Origin of the sequence: Actinoalloteichus sp. AHMU CJ021, assembly GCF_002895405.1 — a bacterium.
GTDB lineage: Bacteria > Actinomycetota > Actinomycetes > Mycobacteriales > Pseudonocardiaceae > Actinoalloteichus_B > Actinoalloteichus_B caeruleus.
The window spans coordinates 1,700,809-1,727,264 of the sequence record NZ_CP025990.1 but is presented as its reverse complement, the minus strand read 5'-3'; the positions used below and the strand labels follow the sequence as shown (position 1 = coordinate 1,727,264).

Here is a 26,456-nt window from a genome sequence, read left to right as displayed (position 1 = left end):
GCGGTGCCGACGCGCGGCCCACGGGCGTCCAGGCCTCCTGCTCCCCGGTTGAGCGCGGGCCCCCGCCGGACGCGTACGCTTCGTGTTCGTGAACCCCGACGTCGCCGCTGACCTGAAGGACCTGTCCACCACGCTGTCCAGCGTCGAGGCCGTCATGGACCTGGACGGCCTGCGCACCGAGATCGCCGAGCTGGAGAAGCAGGCCGAGTCCCCGAGCCTGTGGGACGACGTGGAGCACGCCCAGACCGTCACCAGCAAGCTCTCGCACAAGCAGAGCGAACTGCGTCGGGTCTCCGACCTGCGGCAGCGCCTCGACGACCTGGAGGTGCTCTACGAGCTCGCGGAGGAGGAAGCCGACGCCGGCTCGGCCTCCGAGGCCGACGACGAACGGGCGCGGCTGCGCAAGGACATCGCGTCGATGGAGGTCCGGACCCTGCTGTCCGGCGAGTACGACGACCGGGACGCCCTGGTCACCCTGCGCGCCGAGGCCGGCGGGGTCGACGCCGCGGACTTCGCCGAGATGCTGCTGCGCATGTACCTGCGCTGGGCGGAGCGCCACGGGTACAAGACCGACGTCTACGACACCTCCTACGCGGAGGAGGCCGGGCTGAAGTCCGCGACCTTCCGGGTCACCGCCCCCTTCGCCTACGGCACCCTCTCCGTCGAGCAGGGGACGCACCGCCTCGTCCGGATCTCGCCCTTCGACAACCAGGGGCGCCGGCAGACCTCGTTCGCGGGGGTGGAGGTCGTCCCGGTCGTCGAGCAGGCCGACCACGTCGAGATCGACGAGAAGGACCTCCGGATCGACGTCTACCGGTCCTCAGGGCCGGGCGGGCAGGGCGTGAACACCACCGACTCCGCCGTCCGGATCACCCACCTGCCCACCGGGATCGTCGTGTCCTGCCAGAACGAGCGGTCGCAGCTCCAGAACCGCGCCACGGCGATGGGCGTCCTTCAGGCCAAGCTGTTGGAGCGGCAGCGCCAGGAGGAGCGGGCCAAGCTCGACGCGCTCCGGGGTGACGGCGGCTCCAGCTGGGGCAACCAGATGCGTTCCTACGTGCTGCACCCCTACCAGATGGTCAAGGACCTCCGGACCGACTTCGAGGTGGGCAACCCGACGGCCGTGCTCGACGGCGACATCGACGGTTTCCTGGAGTCCGGCATCCGCTGGCGCCGGCAGTCCGAGAGCTGACCGGAGGTTCGACCGTCCTCGTCCCGCTCGCGCGGCACCGGTGGCCCGCTGACTCTTCGCGCATGTCAGACACCCTCGGTGACCGTCGTGAGCTGGGACGGGACGCGTCCGGGCCGCCGCACGGGCGTGAGTAGACTGGCCAGCCGTGATCCGGCTAGAGCACGTGACCAAGGTCTACAAGACCTCACCGCGCCCGGCCCTGGAGGACGTCTCGGTCAGCGTCGACAAGGGCGAGTTCGTGTTCCTCATCGGCCCGTCCGGGTCAGGGAAGTCGACCTTCCTGCGATTGCTGCTGCGTGAGGACGTACCGACCAAGGGCGAGATCCACGTCGCCGACTGGGATCTGACGAAGCTGCCCCGGCGCCGGGTGCCCCGGTTGCGGCAACGCATCGGCTGCGTCTTCCAGGACTTCCGGCTGCTCGTCAACAAGACGGTCGCCGAGAACGTCGCCTTCGCGCTCGAGGTCATCGGCAAGCCGAGGCACACCATCCGGAAGGTGGTGCCCGAGGTGCTCCAGCTGGTGGGGCTCGACGGCAAGGCCGAGCGGATGCCGAACGAGTTGTCGGGTGGCGAGCAGCAGCGCGTCGCCATCGCCCGTGCGTTCGTGAACCGGCCGCTCCTCCTGTTGGCCGACGAACCGACCGGTAACCTCGACCCCGACACGAGCCAGGACATCATGTTGCTGCTGGAGCGGATCAACCGCACCGGCACCACCGTCCTCATGGCCACCCACGACCACTCGATCGTCGACTCCATGCGTCGCCGGGTGGTCGAGCTGCAGTTCGGCAAGGTGACTCGTGACGACTCCCGGGGTGTCTACGGCGTTGGCCGTTAGCCCCGGCCCCGGCTGAACCACCCCGCCCTCCTCCCCCGAATTCGCAAGGATCGCTTCCCCCGATGCGCGCCAGTTTCGTGTTCAGCGAGGTCCTCACCGGCTTGCGCCGGAACGTCACGATGACCATCGCGATGATCCTCACGACCGCAATCTCGCTCGGCCTGCTGGGCGGCGGTCTGCTCGTCGTTCGCATGATCGACCGGATGGGCGAGAACTACCTCGACCACCTCGAGGTGTACGTGCACCTCACGGACGACGTCAGCCAGAGCGACGCGACCTGCTCGGACGAACCCTGTGCCGGCCTCCAGTCCTCCCTGCAGAACGCCGCGGGCGTTGAGTCGGTGGTGTTCGAGAGCAGGGAGGAGGCCTACGCCCGGTTCCAGCAGATCTTCGCCGGCCAGCCCGAGCTGGTCGACCTGACCCGCCCCGAGTCGCTGCCGGCGTCGTTCCGGGTGAAGCTGGAGAACCCGGAGCGGTTCGCGGCGCTGGAGGAGGAGTTCAGCGGCCAGGCGGGCGTGAACCGGGTGGTGGACCAGGCCGAGTTCCTCGACCGCCTGTTCGACCTGCTCGGTGGCGTCCGGAACGCGACGTTCGCCATCGCGCTCGTCCAGGCCATCGCCGCGCTCCTGCTGATCTCCAACACCATCCAGGTGTCGGCGTTCACGAGGCGGACGGAAGTGGGGATCATGCGGCTGGTCGGCGCGACGCGCTGGTACACGCAACTCCCGTTCCTCCTGGAAGCGGTGGTCGCCGGCCTGATCGGTGCCCTCCTGGCGGTCGGCGGCCTGGTCGTGGCGAAGCTGGGCTTCATCGACCGGGTGTTGCAGGGGCCGATCGAGGCGAACATCATCCCCGAGCTGTCGCTGGCCGACGTGCTGCTCATCTCACCGGTGCTGTTCGGGGTGGCGGCGGCCGTCTCGGCCGTGACGGGCTACGTCACGCTGCGGCTCTACGTGCGCAACTAGTGGTGGTGGCGCGGCGGTCCGGGGAAACGGTTTGCGAGGACCCGTAGAGTTCATCGCATGGCGAAGGAACGAGGCCAGAAGGTGATCGCGTCGAACAAGCGGGCGCGACACGACTACTCCGTGCTGGACAGCTACGAGGCCGGGATCGCCCTGATGGGCACCGAGGTGAAGAGCCTCCGGGCCGGACGCGCCTCGCTGGTGGACGCCTTCGCCACCGTCGACGACGGGGAGGTGTGGCTCCGGGGGCTGCACATCCCCGAGTACGCGCAGGGGACGTGGACCAACCACACCCCGAGGCGGACCAGGAAGCTGCTGCTGCACAAGGCCGAGATCCTGCGGCTGATCGGGAAGACGAAGGAGAGCGGGCTCAGCCTCGTGCCGCTCTCCCTCTACTTCAAGGACGGCAAGGTCAAGGTCGAACTGGCGCTGGCCAGGGGGCGGAAGGCCCACGACAAGCGGCAGGCCATCGCCAAACGGGACGCCGAGCGGGAGATGGAGCGGGCCGTGGGGCGGGCCCGCAAGGGCAAGTGGTGACCCGCGAGTGGAGTGGCGCGGGTCACGATCCGGGGTGGCGGGGCCGCTGACCTGCGCGGTCGCCGGTGGGGTCCTGTCCGGGCGCCGCCGGGTGCCGGCGCGCCACCCGGTGGGTACGGTCCCCGGGAGGGCCAGCTCCGGAAATGGGAATGAACCGGGTGGGCTCACGCGTTATGCTGGACGCGTCACGACAAGGGGGTGAACGGTTTCGACTCCGGACGGTGAGTCAGGGGAAGCGTGCAGGTGCAGGCGGGAGACCACCTAGAGCGTCGCCGCACAACAAATAAGCGCCGACAACAAGAGTCGCGCCGAGTTCGCCCTCGCCGCCTGAGCGAGGACTAACTCTGTCGGACCGGGAACGCCTTCGTCCCGGACCCCGGCATCATTGAGAAGGCTCAACTGCTAGGACTGGCTACGGGAACTGGCAGGACACCTCACAGTAGCTGGGCTCGTCACACCGGCAGGTTCGCGTGACCGGTGGAGTCAAGTAGAGGCTGAGCGGACTGCGCACGGAGAAGTCCTGAGGAAGCGTCGGAGGACCCGGGTTCAATTCCCGGCACCTCCACTCGAAACCCAGAGGGTGGCCCGCGACACGCGGGCCACCCTTCGTGCGTCCTGGCCCCTCGTCCCCGGGTGGGCCTCCGAGTGCGGTGAGGACGTCTCCCTCACCGCGCGGTGGCCAGGAGGACCCGGGCGAGCTCCTCGGGCTCGGTCAGCATCGGCCCGTGGTTGGTGGGCAGGTCGACGGAGGTGACGTCGAGCTCGGCGAATCGGTCGCGGGAGGTGGACCCCTCGCGGGGCCGGCCGGGCGGCGGGAAACCAGCGATGCCGTCCACGACCGCCCGGGTAACATGCCCTGTCATGGCAGCGCCCGCACGCAAGGTCTCCCTGACCGGAATCAAGCCGACCGGTGACCCCCACATCGGCAACCTGATCGGTGCGATCCGGCCCGCCCTGTCGCTGGTGGAGGAGCACGACTCGATCTACTTCATCGCCGACTACCACGCGCTCACCACGATCCGGGACCCGGAGAAGGTCCGTGAGTACACGCGGAGCGTCGCGGCGACGTGGATGGCGGCGGGGCTGGACACCGAGCGCACGATCTTCTACCGGCAGTCGGACGTGCCGGAGACCTTCGAGCTCGCGTGGGTGCTGTCCTGCCTGACCGGCAAGGGGCTGATGAACCGGGCGCACGCCTACAAGGCGATCCGGGACCGCAACGCCGAGGCCGGGCGTGACGACCTGGACTCCGGCGTCAACATGGGGCTGTACAACTACCCGATCCTGATGGCCGCCGACATCCTGCTGATGAACTCGGACCTGGTGCCGGTCGGTCGGGACCAGACGCAGCACGTGGAGATCGCCGCCGACATCGCCGGCTCCTTCAACCACCACTACGGTGCGTCGTTCCGGTTCCACGTGCCCAAGGCCGTCGTACCCGAGGCGGAGGCGGGGCGGACGCTGCCCGGCACCGACGGTCGGAAGATGAGCAAGTCCTACGACAACACCATTCCGCTCTTCCTCCCGGAGCCGAAGCTGCGGAAGCTGATCAGGCGGATCCCGACCGACAGCGTTCCCGTCGAGGAGCCGAAGGACCCGGACTCGTCGCCCGTCTTCCGGATCCTGGAGCAGTTCGCCGACGCCGAGACCGTGGCGGAGACGCGGAAGCGGCTGGAGGCCGGCGGCGTCGGGTGGGGTGAGCTGAAGAACCAGCTCTTCGAGGTCCTCAACGAGCAACTGCGGGATCTCCGTGCCCGGTACGAGGAACTGATGGCGCCAGGGAGTGAACTCGACCGCGCGCTCGCGGAGGGTGCCGAGAAGGCGCGTCGCCGGGCGCGTCCGCTGCTCGACCAGGTCCGGGCCGCTGTCGGGATGTGAGCGGCCGTCAGCGGCCGTCAGCGGTGGCGGGGCGACCCGCCACCGTCCCGGGCGGGCCGGAGCGGCAGCCGGGTGATTCACCCAGGGCGGGCCGGGAGGGGGCCGCTGGCCGCACGCGTGGTAGCGGACGGGAGTCCCGTCATCACGGCGGTGCGAACATCATGACGAATTTCCCGTGAATCAAGCACGCGTTCTCGACACGGTTCACCGGGGTTGGTTCGATACCTCCGGGTTGTGACGTCCCGAACCCTCCGAACCGCAAGGAGAACCGTGCCCGCCCCCAGACCTGCCGGTCGCCGGCCCCGCGCCCTGGCCGCCCTCGCGCTCGGCGCGGTGACCCTGGCCGCGGTGGCCGCTCCCGCCGCCGCCACCGAGACGGTCGCCGCTGCCTCGGCCCCCGCCCCCCGTGACGGCTTCACGCTCACCCTGCTGTTCACCAACGACGGTGAGTCCGCCCTGCTCGGCGTGGACGCGGACATCGACGGTGACGGCCAGATCAGCCCGGAGGAGGAGCGCAGCTTCGGCGGTGTCGCACGAGCGAGGACACTCGTCGACCAACTGCGCGTGGAGGCGGCGACGGACCGCACCGGCTCTCCGCGCAGGGCCTCGCTGCTGCTGTCCGGTGGTGACAACTTCCTGCCCGGACCCGAGTTCGCGGCGAGCATCGACAAGGGCGCGCCGTACTACGACTCGTTGGCGATGAAGGCGATGGACTACGACGCCTCCATCATCGGCAACCACGAGTTCGACTTCGGCCCCGAGGTGCTCGCGGACTTCATCAACGGGTTCGACGGCACCCTCGACTTCGTCAGCTCGAACCTCGACTTCACGGCGGAACCCTCGTTGACCGCCCACACCGACGACGGCACGATCGTCTCCACGCGGGTGTTCCGCGAGGCCGGTGAGCAGATCGGCATCATCGGGCTCACCACCCCCGACCTGCCGGCGCTCTCCAGCCCGCGCGGTGTCCGGGTGCTGCCGGAGCTGGCGGAGATCACCAACGGCCTGGCCGAGGGCCTCGCCGAGCGGGGGGTGACCAAGGTCGTCCTGGTCTCGCACCTCCAGGACATCGACAACGAGCTGGCGCTCGTCCCGGAGCTCTCCGGGGTCGACGTCGTGGTCGGAGCCGGCGGTGGGGAGATCCTCGCCAACGACGGCGATCCGCTGGTGCCGGGCGACGTGGCCGAGCGGGAGTTCCCGCTGGTGGAGAAGGACAGGGACGGCCGGGTGGTGCCGGTCGTGACCACCACCGGCGACTACAAGTACATCGGTCGGATCGTGCTGAACTTCGACCGTGCCGGCGACCTGCTCGGGTGGGACGAGGAGAGGACCGGGCCGGTGCGGGTCGCCGGTGTCGGCGAGGACGCGGTGGAGCCCGATCCCTGGGTGCGGCGGCACGTCGAGGAGCCGGTGCTGGCCTACCTGGAGAACATGGCGGAGACGGTCGTCGCGACGAGCGAGGTCCCGCTCGACGGCGTCCGGGAGAACGTCCGGTCCCGGGAGACCAACCTGGGCAACCTGCTGGCCGACGCGGTGCGCTGGCAGGCGGCGGAGCAGGCCGACGAGTACGACGTCCCGGTGCCCGAGGTCGCCATCCAGAACGGGGGCGGCATCCGCAACGGCACGGTGATCCCGGCCGGCCCCGTCAGCGAGCTGAACACGTTCGAGGTCTCGCCGTTCGGCAACTTCGTGTCCGTGGTGCCCGACGTGCCCCGGGACCGGCTGCGCCAGCTGCTGGAGCGGGGCGTGGCGGCGCTGCCGGGGCAGGCGGGCCAGTTCATGCAGGTGTCGGGGATGAGGTTCACCTACGACGTGGAGGAGACGGCGCAGGTGGTCGAGGTGAACACCGGGGAGGTCCTGACACCGGGCGAGCGGGTTCGGGACGTCGTCCTCGACGACGGGACGGTGCTGGTGGCCGACGGTGAGGTCGTGGACGGCCCGGCGGTGTCGGTGGCGGTGAACGACTTCTCCGCTCGGGGCGGGGACGGTTACCCCTTCGTCGGCCTGGACTTCACCGTGGTCGGGCGCACCGACCAGCAGGCGCTCAGCGGCTACCTGCGGGAGGGGCTGGGCGGCACGGTCTCCTCGGAGCGGTACCCGTTCGGAGGAGAGGGCCGCATCGTCTCGGTGGGCTGACGGTCGTCCGGTCGCCCGACGAGGTGGCCGGTGGACGTGACCGGCGGGTCGATCCCCTCGTGGGGGTCGGCCCGCCGGCCTTCGTTCGGACGCGTCGCGGCTTCCGGCACCCAGGTGGCCGGGAGCGGACGTTCCCCTGGTCGGAGCCGGTCCCACCCGGACCACCGGTCCCGGCGCGGGCGCGGTCGGGAATGCGGGGAAGGGCCGTCGGCGTTGACCACGGCCGGTGGGCGGGGTCGGGTCGACGCTGGTACCCGACCGGATTGTCGGATTGGGGAAAGCACTTCCCCGTCTGTATTCTTAGCCAAGCTAAGAAGATTGAGGAGGCACACAGTGCGGTCGGCAGCCGGGGAACGACGGAAGAGACGGACCCCGGAGACCGGCGGCAGGCTACCCGTGGAGATCTGGGTCCTCTGCGTCGCGAACTTCGTGATCGCGGTCGGGTTCGGGATCGTCGCGCCCGCGCTGCCCACCTTCGCCGCGAGCTTCGACGTCGGCGTGACCGCGGTCTCCATGATCGTCAGCGCCTTCGCCGCGATGCGGTTGCTCTTCGCCCCCCTCGGTGGCCGCCTCGTCACGCGGCTCGGTGAGCGCCCCGTCTACCTCGTGGGGCTCAGCATCACCGGCGTGGCCACCGGCGCCTGCGCCTTCGCGGCCGAGTACTGGCAGATGCTGCTCTTCCGGTCGCTCGGCGGCATCGGCTCCACCATGTTCACCGTGTCCGGGATCGCGCTGCTGATCCGACTCGCCCCGTCGACGATGCGTGGCCGCGCCTCCGGGCTGTGGGCGACCTCCTTCCTGCTGGGCAACATCGCGGGCCCCCTGATCGGCGGCGGTCTCGTCGAGACCTCGATCCGCGCGCCGTTCCTCATCTACGCCGGGATGACGCTGCTCGCCGTCCTCAGCACCTGGTTCTTCCTCCGGAACTCGGCGCTGGCCGCGCGGGAGGACAAGGACTCAAGCGACCCGATGAGCGTCCGGGACGCCCTGCGCAACGCCACCTACCGCGCCGCGCTCGTGTCGAACTTCGCCCACGGCTGGGCCGTCTTCGGCGTGCGGATCTCCCTCCTGCCCCTCTTCGTCGTCGAGGCGTTGCGGGTGGGGGAGAGCATGGCCGGGATCTCCCTGGCCGTGTTCGCCGCTGGCAACGCCGTGGTGCTCCTGTTCTCCGGTCGACTGGCCGACCAGATCGGGCGGAAACCCCTGGTGCTCGCCGGGCTGTTGGTCTCGGCCGGCGGCACGGCCTGGTTGGGGTTCACCACGACCGTCCCGGCCTTCCTGGCCGCGTCGCTGGTCGCCGGGCTCGGTGCCGGCCTGCTCAGCCCGCCGCAGGGTGCCGCCGTCGCGGACGTGATCGGCCGACGGGGAGGGGGCGGACCGGTGCTCGCCGGCTTCCAGATGGCCGCCGACGTCGGTGCCATCGTGGGCCCCCTGCTCGCGGGATTGCTCGTGGACGTCTCCTCCTACGGCCTGGCCTTCGGGGTGACCGGGGCCGTCGCCGTGGTCGCCTCCCTGTTCTGGGCCTTCGCCCCGGAGACCCTGCCCAAGGACGGCGGGGACCCGGCCGAGACCGGTTCGACGGTGGCCGCGGAGTCCGGGGCGCTCGACGAGGGGCCGGAACCGCCCAGCGGGGAACGGGTCGCCGAACCCACGCCGCCCCGCTGATCCGATCGCACCGGTGAGCCCAGTCGATCGGGTGAAATCGGACGCACCGGGGGCGGCTGGCCGGCGTGGAACGGGCGCCCAGGCGGGCGGCGGAACCCCTGGCACCTGCGCGGACGCCGTCAACCCTGCCCTCGACTGTCCTCAGCTCGCTCTCAGGACCGCTGAGTACCCTGCTGGGCGATCGGCTCGACGGCCCGCGCGGAGCGGACGGTCGCGGCCGCGGGTCGGCACGGAAGGGACGTGGACGTGGGAGGCGCGGAGCGCAACGCGCGGAAGAAGCGGCAGGCGAACCAGGGGGCGAAGGCGGTCAGCGCCGCCCGCGCGTCGAACCGCAACGCCAAACCCGTCGTGGTTGGCGTGGTGGTGGTGCTCGTGGTCGCCGCCGTGATCATCGGCGGGGTGCTGTTCACCAGGAACCAGGACCAGCAGCAGGCCGAACAGTCGATCCCCGCCGGCTCGGCCAGCGTCGACTTCGCGGCCCAGCGGGACGGCGCCGTGGTGGTGGCCGGCGAGGACACCGCACCGGTGACGATCGACCTCTACGAGGACTTCCTGTGCCCCGGCTGCGGGGCTTTCGAGGAGGCCTACGCCGAGCGCATCGAGTCCGAGATCGCCCAGGGCAACCTCCAGGTCCGGTACCACATGCTGCCGTTCCTCGACGCGGCCTCGGACCCCGCCGGCTACTCGGGCGACGCGGCCAACGCCACGTTGTGCGCCGCCGACGCGGGCCAGTTCCCCGACTACCACGCGAGCCTGTTCGCCGCCCAGCCCACCGAGGGCCGGCGCGGGTACGACGCCGACCAGTTCGTCGAGCTGGGCCGTGACCTGGGTATCGAGGGTGACGAGTTCGCGACCTGCGTGCGGGAGGGTGAGCACCGCGCCGAGGTGGACGCCGAGATGGAGGACATCCCCAACCGCGGCTACCTCCTGCAGGACGGGAGCTTCGGCACGCCGACCGTGGCCGTCGGGGAGCGGATGATCGACTGGGGTCAGCCCGACTGGCTGGACCAGGTGCTCGCCTCGGGGCGGTGACCACGGCTCGCGCTGGTCGCCGCACCCGCCGGTCGGCCCACCTCCGCACGCCGGTCGATGACCGCGTGCCCGGTGAGAGGGTGTAGCCCGCTCCACCGCGCTCCCGTCCCGCGCCGGGACAGAATCGGCGCGTGGAACGAGGACGAGACGAGGGGTGCGCCCGGTGAGTGACGAGTCGAGCTCCGGACTGGCACGGGTCCCCCGCGCCCTCCGGTTCTGCGCGGTGGGGGTGGGTCTCGGGGTGGCCAGCATGGCGCTGCTCCCGGTACTCCTCCTGCTGGCCGCGCTCTGCCTGCTGGGGGTGGGGTTGTTCCTGCTGCCGGCGGGGCTTCGGGTGCTCGCCCGGCTCGCGGACATGGCGAGGCGGGAGACGGACCGGTTCACCGGCCGCCCCACCCCGGAGGTCCCGCGCGCGGCCGGCCAGCGGCTGGCCGAGTCGCTGGGCGACCCGGTGACCTGGCGCGACCTGCGGTGGCTCCCGACGTCGATGGTCGCGGGCACCACCTTGGGAGTCCTGGGGCTCGGCGTCGCGGTGACGCCGCTGGTGGCCTTGGTCGCGACCGGCTTCTGGTGGGTCTTCCCCGAGGACGAGCCGATGCGGATGCTGGCCGGGCAACCGGTGGACAGCTGGGGCAGCGCCGGGCTCCTCGGCGGCACGACCCTCGTGCTCGCCGTCGTGCTCGCCGTGGTGGTCCCCGTGGCCGCCGCCTCGCTGCTCGGGTGGATCAACCGGGTGCTGCTGCACCCCGGCGAGCGGGAACGCCTGGCGGCGAGGGTGGACACCCTCCGGGCGACGCGCAGCGGCGCGGTGAGCGCGCACGACGCCGAGCTGCGGCGGATCGAGCGGGACCTGCACGACGGAACCCAGGCCCGCCTGGTGTCCATCGCGATGCACCTCGGCCTGGCCGAGCGCCGGTTGGGCGACGACCCGCAGGCGGTGGGCGAACTGGTCGCGAAGGCGCGCGCCGGGGCCGAGGACGCCATGGTCGAACTGCGTGAGGTGCTGCGGCAGATGTACCCGCCGATCCTCTCCGACCGGGGACTGCCCGGTGCGCTGGCCTCGGTCGCCTCGGACTGCGCGGTACCCACCGAACTGTCCGTCGGGGAGCTCGGTGAGGTGCCCGACCCGGTGGAGGCGGCGGTGTACTTCGTCGTCGTCGAGGCCCTCACCAACGCGGCCAAGCACAGCGGCGCGTCCCTGGTGACCGTCGCGGTCAGCAGGCAGGGCCGCTCGCTGCGCGCCGAGATCCGGGACGACGGCGCCGGTGGCGTCGTGGAGGGAGCGGGGACCGGGATCGTGGGGATGCGTCGCAGGGTCGAGGCGCTGGACGGCCGGTTGCGCATCGACAGCCCACTGGGTGGACCCACCACGGTGCTCGTGGACTGCCCGTGCGAGTGGTGATCGCCGAGGACAACGTGCTGCTGGCCGAAGGGCTGTCGCTGGTGCTCACGAGTTCGGGGCACGAGGTGGTGTCCCGGGTCACCACGGGTGATGGCTTCGTCCGGGCCGTCGCCGAGCACCGGCCGGACGTCACCGTCGTCGACGTCCGGCTCCCGCCGTCGTTCCGGGACGAGGGCGTCCGGGCGGCGCTGCGAGCCCGTCGTGACCGGCCCGACCTCCCCGTGCTGGTGCTCTCCCAGTACGTGGAGGGGACCTACGCGCGGGAGCTGGTCGCGGACGGGGCGCGGGGAGTCGGCTACCTGCTCAAGGACCGGGTCGCGCGGATCGGGGAGTTCCTGGACGCGCTGGGCCGGGTCGCCGCCGGCGGCACCGCGCTGGACCCCGAGGTGGTCAAGCAGCTGCTGGCGCGGCGTGCGGGGCCGCTGGTCACGCTGACCCCACGCGAACGGGAGGTGCTGGGCCTGATGGCGCAGGGCTACGCCAACGGGGAGATCGCCGAACGCCTCGTCGTGACCGACCGCGCCGTGCACAAGCACGTCGGGAACATCTTCGCGAAACTGGACCTCCCGCCGGGGGACAGCGGGCACCGTCGCGTGCTGGCCGTGCTCGCCTACCTCGAGGGCTGACCCTCCCCCTGCCGCGAGAGCGGGCGGACGCCGAGGACGTCCAGGGCGTGGCGGTGGCGTCGGGGCCTCCCGCCGCCCGACGAGGGGGTCGCGACCGGGGACGGCTCGGCGAGCAGCCGGACGGCATCCGCGCCGTGCCCGTTCCCCACCCGTCGGGCCGGCTCGCGGCCGTCGATGCGGCTCCGCCAGCCCCCCGGCCCGACGTCCGGCGGCGGACGCCGGTCCATGCGACCCTCTGACCAGCCACCGCCGGCGGAGAGCCAGCGGCGGCGGAACGGCGCTGTGGCGGGAGCCATGAACCGGTTGGCGTGCGGCCGCTCGGGAAACCCGTGCGGAGGCCGTATGTCGACACGGCGGATCCGACCGTCGGCGGAGGTGTCGTGGTGCGAGAGGACGACTCGACCCGGACGAGCGCGGAGACGCGGAGTGGACCACCGAGCCCACCCCGGTCCCGCCCCGTCGCGAGCGCGCTCACCCTGTGCGCGCTGTTGATCGGGGTGGCCGGCCTCGGTGGGAAGGCGAGTTCGCCGCCGACCGACCCGAACGCGGCCAGGTGCGGCACGTCCGAGGACTACCTGGTGGTCACGGCCGGCGCGAGCATGACCCGGGGCTCGGTGAGCTCGGACTGGGTCGGCGCGCTCCGCGAGCGTCTCGGCCCGGCCGGGATCCGTTTCGTCAACGCCGGCGTGAACGGTGACACGAGCGCGGACCTGCTGGCCCGGGTGGACCGGGATGTCGTCGCCTGCGATCCGGATGCCGTCACCGTCCTGATCGGCACGAACGACGTCCGCACCGGCGTCCCCCTCGACCGTTACCGGGCCAACCTGGACGCCATCCTGGCACGGACCCGCGAGGGAACCGACGCGCGCCTCGCGGTGGGCACCCTCCCCCCGCTCGGACCGGACCGGGACAGCGACGCGAACCGCCGCCTGCCCGGCTACAACGAGGTGATCAGGGACCTCGCGGAACAGCACGGCGTCACCCTGCTGCCGGTGGGCGCCGAGGTCCGGGAGATGCTGGGGTGGACGACCCCCCCACCGCCCTCCCCTGGCGAGCGGGCCGAGCGGGTCGGGGCGGTGCGCCCGACCCCAGCGGAGGGTGCGGCGAGTCCGGCCGTCAGCACCGCCGCCCGCGTCTCGTCGTCGGCTGGCGGGGTGTACTCGGACAACCTGCACCTGACCGACCGGGGCGGCACGGTGCTCGTCCGCTTGGTCGGCGACTGGCTGCGCGGCGCGGGGTGACCTGGGCTCCACGACGGCTCCCGCGTGCCCGCCCCGAGGACGCCGCGCACGCGCCCTCAGCCCGTCGCGTCGCGCACCAGGGCCTGACCCCGGACCCTGGTGTCCCGGACCAGGGCGCGCAGCGCGTCCGGCTCGCCCCGCGCGGCCAGCACCTCCCCGTGGAGGACGTCGAGACCCGCCCGGGAGAGCAGGTCCTTCTCGTTGGTCACCCATTCGCCCCGGGCGGCGAGGATGGCGTGCGCGTACTGGGTCGCGGCCACGGCGATGCCACCCAGGCACTGGGTGGCACGGGCGGCGCGGGCGTGGTTGTGCTCGGCGTAGTCGAGCGTGAGGTCCGCCCTGGCCGACCACACCGCCGGCGCCGAGCGGCGCAACGCCTCCGGGTAGTCCACGCGGGGGAGGGTCCCCCGTAGGACGCGGTGCAGGCCGAGTTCCCCGACCACCAGGTAGGTGGGGATACCGGCCAGGTGGAACATCAGGGGCTCGATGTCGAACTCGCCCCGGCTGGCGCGCGCCACCTGGGCGTCCACGACGTCGAGATCGCGGTAGTGCACGTCGACGGCCCTGCCCTCCACCCGGAGCCATGCGCCGCCGTTGAACACGCCGCCGCCCCAGGCGCCCAGCTCGGAGACCTCGCCCTCCCAGCCCACCGATCGCAGGTCCTCGGGGTCGAACGCCCCCCGGTAGTAGAGCGCCAGGTCCCAGTCGGAATCCGGGCGCTCCCTCCCCTGGGCGCGTGACCCGCCCAGGGAGACGGCGTGGACGCCGGGGAGGGCGTGCAGGGTGTCGGCGATCGCGGTGAGGAACGCGCTGTCGGTCACGGGGTACCCCTGTTCGAGATCGGGCCGGGTCGTCCGGACCGGGGACGGTCGCCGTGGGCGGGGCCACCGCTCCGCTGACCGTGCGACGTCCCACGATCCCCGACCGGGTGGGCTGGTCCTGGCAGCGTGCCAGGCCTCGTCGAACCGGGGCCGATCGCCCCGGTGGTCCGTCCGCCACGGCCCGGCTCGGGCGGTCGCGGAGACCGACCAGTGATGCCGAGCCCGGCCCCGGTTCCCGCTGGCACGGTGTCCTCGGCGGGTGGGTGGGCGCGTGCCGTGGCTGCTTCGGCGCGGAGGAGGAGCGGCCCGGTGCCGCCGCTCCGGGGAGCGGGCCAGGCCGGGGTGCCTCGGGCGCCCGAGCGGTACGTGCCCCGGTCAGGGGTGGTGGAGGGGAGAGGACTCGCCCTTCACCCGTTCGGCGCCGTGCGGGACGCGTACCCGACCTCGGTCACCTCAGCCGGTCCCGGTGGCGGACGTCCTGTCGTCCCGGTCGTCCCTGGTCGGCCGGCGGGCCCAGAACGAGGCGATGGCCGCGCCGGAGATGTTGTGCCAGACCGAGAACAGCGCGGCCGGCAGGGCCGCGAGCGGGGTGAAGTGCACGGTCGCGAGGCTCGCCGCCAGGCCCGAGTTCTGCATGCCGATCTCCACGCTGACGGCGCGCCGGGAGGCCTCGTCCAGGCGGGCGGCCCGCGCGGCGAGGTAGCCCAGCAGGTAGCCGATGCCGTTGTGCAGGACCACGGCGAGCATCAGCAGCGCGCCACTGCTGATCACGGCGTCCGCGTTCGCCCCGACGACGCTGGCGACCACGAGGACCACACCGGTCACCGAGACCAGTGGGAGCACGGGCAGCATGTGGGCGACGAGGCGGCTGGCGAACACCCGCAGCAGGATGCCCGCGACCACCGGCACCAGCACCGTCTGCACGATCGAGAAGAGCAGCCCCGCCGTGTCCACCGGGAGGCTCGACCCGGCCAGCCACAGCACGAGCAGCGGGGTCATCACCGGAGCCAGCAGGGTGGAGACCGAGGTCATCGTGACCGAGAGCGCCACGTCCCCCTTGGCGAGGAACACGATGACGTTGGAGGAGGTGCCTCCCGGTGCCGAGCCGACCAGCACCATGCCGACCAGCAGGGCGCCGGTCAGCCCGAGCAGCGTGCCCACCAGCCAGCCGGCGACGGGCATGACCGCGAACTGGGCCACGATCCCGATGCACACCGCCCACGGCCTCCGGAGCACCAGGGCGAAGTCGGCGGGCCGCAGGGTGAGGCCCATCCCGAACATGATCACGCCGAGCAGCAGCGGCACGGAGGGGGCGAGTGTCGCGGTGGGGCCGGGGAGGGCGAGCCCGACCGCCGCGCCGAGGATCACGAGGACACCGAACCAGCGACCGGCCAGCTCGGCGACGCGGGCGACCGCGCCCTGTGGTGGTGTCGACATCATCGTCCTCTCCGCCGGGTCCCCGTCCGCCAACCGGCACCGGGGCCGAGCCGAAGGGTATCCCCCGTTCGGGCGATAGCGAGACCGGTGGGACGGAAGAGCGCCCGGTGGCGGCGGTCATTTCCCAGTGGATGGGAAGGGAGCTGTTCGCCCCCGTGTCCCGTCCCGCTCAACGTCGGGCGAACGCGGGCGCCCGCTCCGGGCGCGGGCCGAAGCCGATCAACGCGGCCAGCGCCCGCCGAGCGGCGGGGACGCGGCGCACCACCGCGACCAGCGGCCGGGGAGGGTTCGTCCGCCTCCCCGAGAACGCCGGCGCGATGACGGACCGGTGCAGCACCCGTTGCAACGCCTGGATCACGACCGTGGGCATCCGGCGTCGTCGCTGGACGCTGGCGAGGTCGCGGGGCGTGACGTGACCCCGTCGCAACGGGTCGGCCAGCAGGCGGGCGGTGGCCACGGCGTCCTGCACGGCGAGGTTGATGCCCACGCCGCCCGCCGGGGACATCGCGTGCGCGGCGTCGCCGATGCAGAGCAGGCCGGGGACCGACCACCGGCGGAGCCGGTTCAACTTGACGTCGAGCAGGTGCACGTCGTCCATGCTCCGCAGTGCCCCCGACTCCTCGGCGAGGTCGGGTCGGATCGCGGCGATCCGCCGCCGGAACGCCTCGACCCCTTCCGCCCGGAGCTCCGGATCCCGCCCCTTGGCCGCGAGGAAGGCGAGCTGCTGGAAACCCTCCCTGGCGAGGACGAGCAGCATCGCACCGTCCACGGACCTCGGGATGAGGGCCGGGACGGCCGTGCCGTCGTCGGTGCGGGGCAGGCGGAACCACCACGCGTCCAGCGGCACCGGGTACTCCACGGGTCGCAGCCCGGCCGCGCGTCGCAGCACCGAGGCGCGGCCGTCGCAGGCGACGGTGAGGTCGGCGTGGAGGACGCCCTCCTCGCCGTCGCTGGTCCGGTACCGCACTCCCGCGACCTTCCCGTGTGACCGGACCAGGTCGATCACCTCGGTGTTCCGGCGCAGGGTGAAGGTGCGTTCCTGGCTCGCCGCCTCCGCCAGCAGGTTCAGCAGGTCCCACTGCGGCACCATCCGCACCTCCCGGTGGGTCCCCCGGAGGAGCGTGAAGTCGGCGATCGTGACCGGGTCGCCACCCGGACCGGGGAGGAGGAGGTTCCCCAGCGGGGTCTGCGGCAGCGCCCGGAAGGCGTCTCCGAGACCCAACTCGTCGAGCAGGCGTTGGGTGGACGGATGAACCGTGTCGCCCCGGAAGTCCCGCAGGAAGTCGGCGTGCTTCTCCAGCACGGTGACCTGGATGCCCGCGCGGGCGAGGAGCAGGCCCAGCGTCATGCCGGCCGGTCCACCCCCCGCGATGAGAACCGTGCTCGTCGTCATCGTCGTCCCCTCACCGTCGTCGTCGGTGGAATCTGGAACGATGATATGTATATCGAAGTGCCACGTGTCAACCCCGAGGTTGTCGTGACCGCCCGACTCCGGCGAGGCCGCGGGGATGTCGTGCGGCGGCGAGCCGTGGTCGATCGCGCCGACGCGGTCCCCCCGTGCCCGGTCATCCGAGTCCGCTCGTGCCCGTGCGGCGAACGGTAGGGTCGCGGTGCGCCGAGGAGGGGACCATGTCGGAGCAGGTGGGTTCGGAACTCGTCCAGGCGGCGCTGGCCGCGAGCCGGGAGCGCGGGCAGGACGTCGCCGACGTACCCCTGACCGCCATCGCCGAGGCGGCCGGCATCTCCCGCAGCACGTTGCTGCGGCGGCTGGGCGGCACCCGCGCTCGCCTGGACGAGGCGGTCCGCGATGCGGGGATCGACCCCGGTGGTCGCCGACCAGTGCGGGAGCGGGCGGTGGAGGCGGCGGCCACCCTCATCGGCGAGCGGGGGCTCGGCGCGGTGACCCTGGACGCGGTGGCCGCGGAGGCGCGCTGCTCCCTGCCCAGCCTGCACACGGTGTTCGGGGGGCGGGACGGTCTGCTCGGGGCGGTGTTCGACAGGTACAGCCCGGTGCTGGCGCTCGACTCCCTCCGGCGTGACCCGCCCGCCACCACGGAGGACACCGTGCGCGCCATCTACCGCGCGGTGGTCGCGGCGTTCCAGCGGGAACCGCGCGTCATCCCGGCGATCTTCGGTGACATGCTCAGCCGGCCCGGCGGCCCGGCCGGCGAGTTCCTCCAGGAGAACTTCCCCCGCCTCTTCGGCAGCGTCGGGGAGCTCGTGATGGGCGAGGTGCGAGCCGGGAGGGTGCGGCCACTGCCGATGCCGCTGCTCGTCCAACTGCTGGTCGGCCCCATGCTCATGCACCTGCTGCTGCGACCCGTGCTGGCCCCGTCGCTCGGTGACGAGCTGCCCTCCACCGACCGGGCGGTGGAGGAGTTCACGGCGGCCTTCCTGCGATCAACCCGCGTGGCCGAACCCCCGGGGTGACGCGAGCGGCGGCCCGGCTCGCCGGCTGGTGGACTGCCCGGCCCCAGGCCGTCCGCCGCTCGTGCGACCCGCCGACCCGCCGAGCCCCTGCCTCCCGGCGCCGGGGTGGCACCGGGAGGGGTGCGGACGTCGAGCGGGAGGCCCGGCGAGGGGAGCCGCGCGCTCCGCGACGCGCGCACCGGCTCCCCGGCCAGCCCGCGAGAGGAACGCGGTGGCCGGTCCACGTGGCGTCCGTCGGTCACTCACCGCTCGCGCGGGTCAGCTGGTCCGAAGGGCGCGTCAGGCCCGGGGTGCGGTGTCCTCCGCGCGCTCCTCGGCGAGGAAGTCCAGCAGCAGGGTGGTCACCTCGGCGGGCTTGTCCAGCGGGGCCACGTGGCCGGCGTCGGTGAGCGTCACGAAGCGGGAGTCGGGGGCCAACTGGTGGGCGGTGGCCAGCTCCGAGTGGCCGACGAGCGGGTCCTCGTCACCCCGGATCCACAGGACCGGCATCCGGAGCCCCGGCAGCCGCGGGGTGTGGTCGAGGGCCATCCGCCACGGGCCGTAGGAGAGCACCTGCCAGTCGTCCAACGCCGGCTCGCGGTGCCGGTGCTTGGCCACCGACTCGGCGTGGGCGAGTTCGTGGAGGGTCTCGAAGTGCTGGGTGTCCTCACCGGCGGTGAGGAAACCACGCATCGACTTCCGGAGGTAGGTGGTGTCGCGGGCGAGGAACCAGCTCGTCGACCGCAGCATGCCCGGGGTGCGCAGCGTGAGCCAGGTCAGGAACTGCCAGGGGCGGCGCGCGCCGACACCGCCCGGCGCCAACGCCGCGATGCGCTCGACCCGGTCGGGGTTGTTCAACGCGTAGCCGAGCCCGACGCCGCCGCCCATGGACAGGCCGACCAACGTCACCTTCGCGATGCCCAGGTGGTCGAGCAGTTCGGTGATGATCTGTTCGAGGAGTTCCTGGGTGATGCGGCGACCTCGTTGCCAGGGGCGGCTGCCGCCGTGCCGGGGCCAGTCGATCGCGTGCACCCGGTGCGCCCTGGCCAGGCCCGGCAGGATCCCGCGCCAGGTGTACTCGGAGGTGTCCAGCATCGCGCCGTGCAGCAGCAGCACGGGGGGAGCGCCCTTGGGCCCGGCCTGGTGCAGCCGGATGGGTCCGCCGGCCAGGCTGAGGTCCGCCGACGACTCGAAGATGGACCGTGTCATGAGGGGTGCTCCTCTGTCGTGGTGGCGGGGTCGAGCTGGTGGGAGATCAGGTCGAGCTGTCCGAACTGGGCCTGGCGGGTCCGTTCCGGGTCGGGAGCGGTGTTCGCCTCGAGGCCGCGTTCGACGAGGGTGATGACCAGTTCGACCGCCCGGTCGAACTGCTCGGGGCTGATGGGCCCGACCACCGAGGACGCCGAGATGAGACCGATGCTGATGGAGCTGAGCACGATGGCCAGGGCGTCCGGATCGACCTCGGCGTCGAGGGCGCCCGCCCGCTGGATGGCCGTCAGGTACTCGACCAGCCACCGCCGCCGGGAGACGTACCGGTCGTCCTCGACGGAGCGGACGTAGGAGCCGAGCAGGTCGGTGTCACCGAGGTAGCAGCGCAGCATCAGCGGGTCGGCCCGCAACGCGTTCAGGCCGAGGCGCCACGCGAGGCTCAGCCCCACCGTCCCCTCGTGCTCGACGACCCGACGTCGCACGGTGGCGACGAGTCGTCGCATCGACCGGCGGAGCAGTGCGTCGAGCACGGCGGGCTTGCTGTCGTACTCCCGGTAGACGGCGCCCTTCCCGATCCCGGCGCGAGCGGCGATGCGGTCGATCGTCATGCGGTCGTAGCCGTGTTCCAGGACGAGGGCCTCGGCGGCGTCGAGGATCGCGTCCGGTCTGTTGGGGATCAGTGGTCGGGGCATCGCCTCTCCTGGGGACGTCGTAGTGACCACAATACATACTTTGGTCACTACGGGGGCGGGGTGTCTCGGGCGGAGGGGTGGGGGCGTCCTCGACGGCGGGGTGCGTGGGGCGGCGACGGGGTCGGCCGGTGGTGGCCGTGAGCCCCGTGCCCAAGGTCTGGCGCGTCCCGCCTCCCCGCCCCCGGCGGCGCCGCCCCGGCCGCCCCACCCCCGGGCGGCCGAGGGTCGCCGCTCCGGCCGACCCGGTGCTCGTCACCAGGGAGTTCCGCCACCGGAGAAGTCCTGTGAGGACTTCGCTGACCGGGCGTTCCCCACTCGCTCCCGTCCATCGCGTCGCGAGGAGGGCGCTTCCTCGGCCGTTTCGCCTCTCACTCGTTCGGGTAGACGACGGACCAGCGCAGCGACACGCACGGTGACACCGGGCGGTGGGTGGGAGGGAGGCAGCGGAGATGCCCGAGAAGGACGCGGACACGCCGAGGACCGCTGACGAGGAGGAGGCGCCCCGCGCCGGCCGGCGGCTGGGAGCAGCCCAGCGGGTGCGGGCGGCGCGGGACCAGTTCCAGGACATCACCGGACTCGTCCCGGAAAGCGTCTCCGGCCTGTCCCGCGCCGATGAGGGCTGGCAGGTGACCCTCGAGGTCGTCGAGCTCGCCAGGGTCCCCGACACCATGAGCCTGCTGGCCACCTACCGGGTCGAGGTGGACTCCGACGGGGAGCTCCTGGGCTACCAGCGGATCGCGCGCTACGCACGGGGGCAGGCCGACCGGTGACCCGGTGCGGGCGGCCCCGACCCGCCCCCGCCCGCCCCCGCCACCGCCACTCCGCGCCGACCGGGCGCGGAGCCGACGGGAACGACATGCCGAGACGCTCCACGGCGCACGATCGCCGAGGCAGAAGAGGAGGCAGCGCACGATGACCGTCGCGACACAGCAGAACAGCCAGGCCAGCGGCTCGGGAGGCGGCCGGTCCGGCAGCCTGTACGACGTCCTGGAACTGATCCTGGACCGGGGACTGGTGATCGACGCCTTCGTCCGGGTGTCCCTGGTCGGCATCGAACTGCTGACCATCGACGTTCGGGTGGTGGTGGCCAGTGTGGACACCTACCTGCGTTTCGCCGAGGCCTGCAACCGGCTCGACCTGACGCACAACTCCAAGTCCGAGACCCTTCCGGAGATGATCGGGAGCATCACCGAGAAGGGCGCCAAGGGCAAGTCCAAGGGCGCGCTCTCCGGGGCGGTGGAGACGGTCGCGGAGTCCTTCCGGGACGGTCGCGAGGAGGCCTCCGGGAAGGGACGTGACGACGAGGAGCAGCCACGCCGTCGGAGCGCTCGCCGCAAGGAGGAGGCCAGCTGATGACGTTCTACCTGTACGGGATCATCCGAGGTGACCACCCCGCCGACCTGTCCTCCCACCACGGGGTGGGCCCGGACCGGCCGCCCCTGCGGGTCCTGCGCGACGGAGGACTGGCCGTCGTGGTCAGCGAGGCCCCCCGCGACCTGCGGGGGAAACGGCGCGACCTGATCGCGCACCAGCGGGTCCTGGACGCCCTCGGTGAGCAGGGCGCGGTGCTGCCCTTCGGTTTCGGGGTCGTCTCCCCCGACGAGGGCACCGTCCTCCGCGAGCTCGCGGCCGGTGCCGCCCACTTCTCCCATCTGCTCGACGAGGTCGACCAGATGGTGGAGATCAACGTCAAGGTGACCCACCGGGAGGACGTCGTCCTCCGCCAGATCCTCCTCGCCGACCCGGAGCTGCTGAGGCTCAACGAACGGACCAGGGAGGGGGCGGGCCACCAGGACCGGCTCCGGTTGGGAGAACTGGTCGCCGGTGCCCTGGACGTGCGCCGGCGGGAGGACGCCTCGGCCGTCCTCGACGTCCTGGGACCCGCGGCCCACCAGGTCAGCACGGTCCCGAGCGAGGTGGGCGGCCCGCTGCTCAACGCCTCGTTCCTGGTGCCCCGCGACGGCATGGAGTCCTTCCACGACCAGGTCGCCGTGGCCGAGAGGCGGTTCGGGGAATGGCTGGAGATCAGGGCCGTCGGCCCCCTCCCGCCCTACAGCTTCGTGGACCTCCGGGCGTCCACGGCGGCGTGACGAGCGGGTGACCCGTGGGTCTGCTGGGCATGGTGCTGGGACTTCCGCTCGCACCCGCCCGGGGGGTCGGCTGGACCCTCCGGCAGGTGCTGGCGGCGGCCGAGCGCGAGTACCACGCACCGGAGGCGGTGCGCCGGGAACTCGTCGAACTGGAACGGCAGCTGGAAGTCGGCCTGATCAGCGAGGACGAGTTCGACAGCCGGGAGGACGAGCTGCTGGACCGGCTGGCCGGACCCCGGCCGGGCGGAACGGAAGGGTGAGACGACGGTGAACACCGGAGCGAAGGTGGCGGTGGCCGTGGTGGGTGGATACCTGCTCGGTCGCCGCCGGAAGGCGAAACTCGCGATCGGCCTCGGGCTGTGGCTGGTCGGCAAGAAGCTCGACCTCGACCCCAAACGCATGCTGGTCACGGTGGCGAAGGAGATCGGCACCTCCGCCGACCTCAACGAGCTGCGGGAGCAGGCCAGGGAAAGCCTGTGGGAGGCCGGCAAGACCGCCGCCCAGGCCGCGCTGACCCACCGCGCCGACCGCCTCGCCGACACCCTCGGCGAGCGCACCCGCGCCCTCGCCGAACAGGGTCGGGACGCCACCGGCACCGCCGAGGAGGCGGCCACGAACGCCGGCGAGCGCGCCGAGGACACCGTGACGGACGTGGGGGAGTCGGCGCGCGACGCGGGCAGGTCGGTGCGACGGGCCTCCGGGAGCGGGGACGGCGAACCCGACGCGGAGGACGTCGACGGCGAGAGCGAGGACGCCCGGTCCGCCGAGGACGACGGCGCGGCACCCACCAGGTCCAGCGGGCGACCGAGCACCCGGTCGCGCTCGAGCACGACCGGGGGTTCCCCAGGGAGGAAGTCGTCCTCGTCCGGTGAGGACTCGAAGTCCAGGGGCACCGGCGGGCCGACCGGCCGGACCACCAGGGCCGAGGGCGCGCGACGAGGCAGGACGACGAGCGGGACGACGACCGGCGGGTCGAGCGGCCGGAGCACGCGGACCAAGCGGGGTGGAGCATGACCAGGACCAGCGACGTCAAGGAGAGGACCGGGCGCGCGGACGAGCAGGGGCCACTGGCCAACCTCCGCGAACTCGCCAGCAGGAACGCCTCCGGCGAACGCCTCCTCCTGGAGGTGGAACGCCACCTCCAGGCACGGGCCAGGCACGCGCTGACCTGGGCGGGGCACCGGATGGGCGCCGCCACCCAGCGCCTGGCCGGCGGGGGCGACCGCTCGGTGTCGACCGACGACACCGGCGACGGGAAGGGCGGCCGAGGACCGCTCGGCGCGGTCCGCTCCGGCCTCTCCACGCTCGGCGGCCGCCTGCGCACCGCCACCCGGCGCGTGCTCGACCGCCGCGCCAGGAAGAAGGGCGGTGGCCGGTCCGTCACCATCGTCGAGGACCTCGACGTCGGCCTGCCGGTGCGGGACGTCTACGACCAGTGGACCCTGTTCCAGGACTTCGACCGGTTCGCCGAGGGTGTCCGCGAGGTGGACCAGGTCGACGACACCACCACCGACTGGTCGGCCAGGATCCTGTTCTCCCGGCGGACGTGGCGGGCGGAGATCCTCGAACAGGTGCCAGACGAACGCATCCGCTGGACCTCGGACGGGACCAAGGGCACCACGCGGGGCACGGTGACCTTCCACGACGTGACCCCCGACCTGACCCGGGTCCTGCTCGTGCTCGACCACCGGCCCCGAGGGCTGCTGGAGCGGCTCGGCAACGCCTTCGGCGCGCAGCGGCGCAGGGTGCGGCGGGACCTCGCCCACTTCCGGCGTTTCGTCTCCCTCCGGGAGGAACGGCCCGACGGGTGGCGTGGCGAGGTGCGCGACGGCGCGGTCGTCGACCGCGACGAGGAGGACCGTCCCGACGACGGGGCCACCCCGTCGGACGCGGACCGCTCCTCCGAACCGGACGACGCCACCGCCGGACGGCGGGACGAGTTCGACGCCGACGAGGACGACCACCGGGGTGAGGCGCGCGCCGAGGACGACGACGAGGACGACGACGAGGACGACGAGGAGGACGGACCCGAGTTCGAGGACGACGCCGACGAGGACGACCTGGGACCGGAGGACGAGGTCGACGACGCCGACGAGGACGAGGCCGCCGGGCGGCACCGGACCTCGGCGCGGCGCTGAGCGCGCACCGGCACCGGGAAGGTCTCGCGACGAGGAAGGAGGGGTCAGCGCGATGACAGAACCGATGGCCTGGTCCGGGGCGCCCTCCCGGGTCGCCGGCACCCAGTCCCAGTCGACGGGGGCGAACCTCGCCGACATCCTGGAACGGGTCCTGGACAAGGGTGTCGTCATCGCCGGCGACATCAAGATCAACCTGCTCGACATCGAGCTGCTCACCATCAAGCTCCGCCTGCTGGTCGCGTCCGTCGACAAGGCCAAGGAGATGGGCATCGACTGGTGGGAACACGACCCGACGCTGTCCTCCGGCGCCCGGCGAGGCGACCTGGCCGAGGAGAACGAACGCCTGCGGGACCGGATCCGGGCGCTGGAAGCCGGTGAACGCCCCACCCTCGCCCCCTCCGGTCGGACCGAGGCCGAACGGGACGGTCCCTCGGCTCCCCGGTCCGGTGCGGTGGCGGAGACAGAGGAGGATGCCCGATGACGGCCACGCTCGCCACCATCACCTACGTCTACGCCGTCACCACGAGCGAACCGGACAGCGGGCAGGGGCACACACCGCCCTCCGGTGGCATCGACGGCGCGTCGGTCCGGGCACTGCCGGTCGGCCCGCTGACGGCGGTGGTCAGCTCCCTGCCCCGCGACCACTTCAGCGAGGCTGCCCTCAAGGACAGCCTCAACGACCTCGGCCGGCTGGAAGCGGTCGCCAGGGGACACCACACGGTCGTGTCCGACATGGCGGCCCACCGACCGGTGCTGCCGTTGCGGCTGGCCACCATCTACGACGACGACGAACGGGTCCGCCAGATGGTGCGAGGTCGGGCGCGGGAGTTCCTCTCCGCCCTCGACCGGTTCGCCGGTCGGGCCGAATGGGGCGTCAAGGTCTTCACCGACGACACCCCGGCCCCGGCGGACGAGGGTGCCCGGGCGGCACCAGCGCCCTCCCGCCCCACCACCCCGGGCGGTGGGGGCGCCGGACGCGCCTACCTGCGCCGCCGGATCCAGCGGCGAGAGGCGCGGGAACGGGCCTGGGAACGCGCGTCGGACCTCTCCACCCGGCTGGTCGACCGCCTCGACCAGCTGGCGGAGGCCCGGCGGAGGCACCGCGCGCAGGACAACCAGCTGTCCGGCGCCCGGGGCAGGAACGTGCTCAACGCGGCGTTCCTGGTGTCCGAGGAGAACACGCGGGCCTTCGCCGCGGAGGTGGAGCGGTGGTCGCGGGCCGAACCCGGGGTGCGGGTGGAGCTGACCGGCCCCTGGGTGCCCTACTCGTTCGTCCCCGATGGCCTGGACGAACGGACCTCGCCCGACCCCTCCCCGTCCACCGTGGAGCGGTGACCGGGATGGCGACCGAACTCGTACCCGGCGACGAGGACGGTGACCTCCCGCTGGCCAACCGGGACGTCTCACTGGTGGACCTGCTGGACCGGCTGCTCGCCGGCGGGGTGGTGCTCACCGGTGACCTGACGCTGGCGATCGCGGACGTGGACCTCGTGCACATCTCGCTGCGGGCGCTGATCACCTCGGTGCGGCCGGACGTCCCCTCGCCGTGGGAGCGGTGAGGCGGACTGGACGGCACCCGAGGCCTGGTCGGGGCTCCTGGCCGGCGGCGCGGCGGCCCGACGACGGGCACCACCGGAGCGGTGGTGGAGTGGAAGGAGGCGGTGTGGCGGACACGGACGACGGCCCGACGACCGGCGGCGGGCCCTCGACGATCAGGATCGGTGGGACCCAGCCCGGTGGGCGGGCCGCGAACACCGCGGCGGGCGGGGGCGCGGACATGGACGGGGTGGGCGCCGGGGTCACGGCCGCGCTCACCGAGGCGGCCAGGGAACTCCCCAACCGCGTCGACGCCCACCCCGACACGGTGGAACGCGACCTGATGAAGCTCGTGCTGACCATCGTCGAGCTGCTGCGGCAGCTCGTCGAGCGGCAGGCGCTGCGCCGGGTCGACCAGGGCGACCTCACCGAGGAGCAGGAGGAACGCATGGGTCTCACGCTCATGCTGCTGGAGGACAGGATGACCGAGTTGCGTGAGCGCTACGGCCTGCGCGCCTCCGACCTGAACCTCGACCTGGGCCCCCTCGGTTCCCTGCTGTAGGTGGGGGCGTGGGCGCGCCCTCCCCATCGCCGGAACCGGTGGCCGGGTCGGCGGGC

Annotated in this window: 28 protein-coding genes and 1 other RNA gene; 23 read left to right on the top strand and 6 right to left on the bottom strand. The window is 72.6% G+C overall.

The window, feature by feature from the left end:
• The first annotated feature begins 88 nt into the window (after positions 1–88).
• The 5 genes from prfB (at position 89) to ssrA (ending at position 4,094) form a co-directional block, all read left to right on the top strand.
• Positions 89–1,192: a peptide chain release factor 2 gene (prfB, locus tag C1701_RS07125; RefSeq protein ID WP_026417243.1), complete on the top strand. Its 1,104-nt coding sequence runs from the start codon at positions 89–91 to the stop codon at positions 1,190–1,192.
• A 145-nt stretch (positions 1,193–1,337) separates the two neighbouring features.
• Complete coding sequence (ftsE, locus tag C1701_RS07120; RefSeq protein WP_026066196.1) at positions 1,338–2,027, top strand: cell division ATP-binding protein FtsE; 690 nt, start codon at positions 1,338–1,340, stop codon at positions 2,025–2,027.
• Between the two features lie 62 nt (positions 2,028–2,089).
• A complete protein-coding gene (ftsX, locus tag C1701_RS07115; RefSeq protein WP_026417242.1) occupies positions 2,090–2,992 on the top strand; it encodes a permease-like cell division protein FtsX in 903 nt (300 codons plus the stop codon).
• Positions 2,993–3,049: 57 nt separating this feature from the next.
• The gene (gene smpB, locus C1701_RS07110) at positions 3,050–3,526 is read left to right on the top strand and encodes an SsrA-binding protein SmpB (RefSeq protein WP_026417241.1); all 477 of its coding nucleotides are present in this window, start codon (positions 3,050–3,052) and stop codon (positions 3,524–3,526) included.
• 194 nt (positions 3,527–3,720) lie between these two features.
• Positions 3,721–4,094: a transfer-messenger RNA gene (ssrA, locus tag C1701_RS07105) on the top strand.
• Positions 4,095–4,191: 97 nt separating this feature from the next.
• Here ssrA and C1701_RS27205 read toward each other — a convergent pair.
• Positions 4,192–4,389 carry a hypothetical protein gene (locus tag C1701_RS27205; RefSeq protein ID WP_155886013.1) on the bottom strand — a complete coding sequence of 66 codons (198 nt, stop codon included), beginning with the start codon at positions 4,387–4,389 and terminating at the stop codon, positions 4,192–4,194.
• Here C1701_RS27205 and C1701_RS07100 point away from each other — a divergent pair.
• From C1701_RS07100 to C1701_RS07065, 7 genes are all read left to right on the top strand, one after another.
• Positions 4,388–5,404 carry a tryptophan--tRNA ligase gene (locus C1701_RS07100; protein WP_026417240.1) on the top strand — a complete coding sequence of 339 codons (1,017 nt, stop codon included), beginning with the start codon at positions 4,388–4,390 and terminating at the stop codon, positions 5,402–5,404. The genes C1701_RS27205 and C1701_RS07100 overlap by 2 nt on opposite strands.
• Positions 5,405–5,674: 270 nt before the next feature.
• On the top strand, positions 5,675–7,540 hold the full coding sequence (locus tag C1701_RS07095; RefSeq protein ID WP_337662178.1) for a bifunctional metallophosphatase/5'-nucleotidase: 1,866 nt from the start codon (positions 5,675–5,677) through the stop codon (positions 7,538–7,540).
• 333 nt (positions 7,541–7,873) lie between these two features.
• Positions 7,874–9,205, top strand: coding sequence for an MFS transporter (locus tag C1701_RS07090; protein WP_026417238.1), 1,332 nt, complete (start codon positions 7,874–7,876; stop codon positions 9,203–9,205).
• 246 nt (positions 9,206–9,451) lie between these two features.
• The gene (locus C1701_RS07085) at positions 9,452–10,237 is read left to right on the top strand and encodes a DsbA family protein (protein ID WP_026417237.1); all 786 of its coding nucleotides are present in this window, start codon (positions 9,452–9,454) and stop codon (positions 10,235–10,237) included.
• Positions 10,238–10,400: 163 nt separating this feature from the next.
• On the top strand, positions 10,401–11,639 hold the full coding sequence (locus C1701_RS07080) for a sensor histidine kinase (protein WP_337662177.1): 1,239 nt from the start codon (positions 10,401–10,403) through the stop codon (positions 11,637–11,639).
• A complete protein-coding gene (locus C1701_RS07075; RefSeq protein ID WP_026417235.1) occupies positions 11,627–12,265 on the top strand; it encodes a response regulator in 639 nt (212 codons plus the stop codon). Before C1701_RS07080 ends, C1701_RS07075 begins: the two co-directional genes overlap by 13 nt.
• A 383-nt stretch (positions 12,266–12,648) precedes the next feature.
• Entirely contained in the window at positions 12,649–13,506 is an 858-nt protein-coding gene (locus tag C1701_RS07065; protein ID WP_156038276.1) for an SGNH/GDSL hydrolase family protein, read from the top strand.
• Between the two features lie 56 nt (positions 13,507–13,562).
• On the opposite strand, the gene C1701_RS07060 is transcribed toward C1701_RS07065, so the two are convergent.
• The 3 genes from C1701_RS07060 to C1701_RS07050 all read right to left on the bottom strand — a co-directional run bounded on the left by C1701_RS07060 (position 13,563) and on the right by C1701_RS07050 (position 17,157).
• Positions 13,563–14,327, bottom strand: coding sequence for a nucleotidyltransferase domain-containing protein (locus tag C1701_RS07060; protein ID WP_035273192.1), 765 nt, complete (start codon positions 14,325–14,327; stop codon positions 13,563–13,565).
• A gap of 453 nt (positions 14,328–14,780) precedes the next feature.
• Positions 14,781–15,764: a bile acid:sodium symporter family protein gene (locus C1701_RS07055; protein WP_103055719.1), complete on the bottom strand. Its 984-nt coding sequence runs from the start codon at positions 15,762–15,764 to the stop codon at positions 14,781–14,783.
• A 169-nt stretch (positions 15,765–15,933) separates the two neighbouring features.
• Positions 15,934–17,157, bottom strand: a complete 1,224-nt coding sequence (locus tag C1701_RS07050) for an FAD-dependent oxidoreductase (protein ID WP_016701168.1) — start codon at positions 17,155–17,157, stop codon at positions 15,934–15,936.
• A 236-nt stretch (positions 17,158–17,393) separates the two neighbouring features.
• Between C1701_RS07050 and C1701_RS07045 the strand changes: the two genes are divergently transcribed.
• Positions 17,394–18,194 carry a TetR/AcrR family transcriptional regulator gene (locus C1701_RS07045; protein ID WP_016701169.1) on the top strand — a complete coding sequence of 267 codons (801 nt, stop codon included), beginning with the start codon at positions 17,394–17,396 and terminating at the stop codon, positions 18,192–18,194.
• 279 nt (positions 18,195–18,473) lie between these two features.
• Here C1701_RS07045 and C1701_RS07040 read toward each other — a convergent pair whose 3' ends face one another.
• Entirely contained in the window at positions 18,474–19,382 is a 909-nt protein-coding gene (locus tag C1701_RS07040; RefSeq protein WP_030104106.1) for an alpha/beta fold hydrolase, read from the bottom strand.
• Positions 19,379–20,074, bottom strand: coding sequence for a TetR/AcrR family transcriptional regulator (locus C1701_RS07035; protein WP_016701171.1), 696 nt, complete (start codon positions 20,072–20,074; stop codon positions 19,379–19,381). The genes C1701_RS07040 and C1701_RS07035 overlap by 4 nt, the downstream gene beginning before the upstream one ends.
• 449 nt (positions 20,075–20,523) lie before the next feature.
• On the opposite strand from C1701_RS07035, the gene C1701_RS07030 reads away from it, so the two are divergent.
• The 10 genes from C1701_RS07030 to C1701_RS06985 all read left to right on the top strand — a co-directional run bounded on the left by C1701_RS07030 (position 20,524) and on the right by C1701_RS06985 (position 26,400).
• Complete coding sequence (locus C1701_RS07030; RefSeq protein ID WP_016701351.1) at positions 20,524–20,844, top strand: gas vesicle protein GvpO; 321 nt, start codon at positions 20,524–20,526, stop codon at positions 20,842–20,844.
• A 142-nt stretch (positions 20,845–20,986) separates the two neighbouring features.
• The gene (locus tag C1701_RS07025; RefSeq protein ID WP_016699674.1) at positions 20,987–21,427 is read left to right on the top strand and encodes a gas vesicle structural protein GvpA; all 441 of its coding nucleotides are present in this window, start codon (positions 20,987–20,989) and stop codon (positions 21,425–21,427) included.
• Complete coding sequence (locus C1701_RS07020; RefSeq protein WP_026417229.1) at positions 21,427–22,164, top strand: GvpL/GvpF family gas vesicle protein; 738 nt, start codon at positions 21,427–21,429, stop codon at positions 22,162–22,164. The genes C1701_RS07025 and C1701_RS07020 overlap by 1 nt, the downstream gene beginning before the upstream one ends.
• Positions 22,165–22,178: 14 nt before the next feature.
• The gene (locus tag C1701_RS07015) at positions 22,179–22,424 is read left to right on the top strand and encodes a gas vesicle protein GvpG (protein WP_103055718.1); all 246 of its coding nucleotides are present in this window, start codon (positions 22,179–22,181) and stop codon (positions 22,422–22,424) included.
• 7 nt (positions 22,425–22,431) lie between these two features.
• The gene (locus C1701_RS07010) at positions 22,432–23,178 is read left to right on the top strand and encodes a hypothetical protein (RefSeq protein WP_103055717.1); all 747 of its coding nucleotides are present in this window, start codon (positions 22,432–22,434) and stop codon (positions 23,176–23,178) included.
• Complete coding sequence (locus C1701_RS07005) at positions 23,175–24,302, top strand: SRPBCC family protein (protein ID WP_051313273.1); 1,128 nt, start codon at positions 23,175–23,177, stop codon at positions 24,300–24,302. Before C1701_RS07010 ends, C1701_RS07005 begins: the two co-directional genes overlap by 4 nt.
• Positions 24,303–24,354: 52 nt before the next feature.
• Positions 24,355–24,783, top strand: coding sequence for a gas vesicle protein (locus C1701_RS07000; RefSeq protein WP_026417228.1), 429 nt, complete (start codon positions 24,355–24,357; stop codon positions 24,781–24,783).
• The gene (locus C1701_RS06995; protein WP_103055715.1) at positions 24,780–25,637 is read left to right on the top strand and encodes a GvpL/GvpF family gas vesicle protein; all 858 of its coding nucleotides are present in this window, start codon (positions 24,780–24,782) and stop codon (positions 25,635–25,637) included. The genes C1701_RS07000 and C1701_RS06995 overlap by 4 nt, the downstream gene beginning before the upstream one ends.
• Positions 25,638–25,642: 5 nt before the next feature.
• The gene (locus C1701_RS06990; RefSeq protein WP_030104098.1) at positions 25,643–25,861 is read left to right on the top strand and encodes a gas vesicle protein; all 219 of its coding nucleotides are present in this window, start codon (positions 25,643–25,645) and stop codon (positions 25,859–25,861) included.
• A gap of 320 nt (positions 25,862–26,181) precedes the next feature.
• The gene (locus C1701_RS06985) at positions 26,182–26,400 is read left to right on the top strand and encodes a gas vesicle protein GvpK (protein WP_052168860.1); all 219 of its coding nucleotides are present in this window, start codon (positions 26,182–26,184) and stop codon (positions 26,398–26,400) included.
• Positions 26,401–26,456 lie beyond the last annotated feature (56 nt).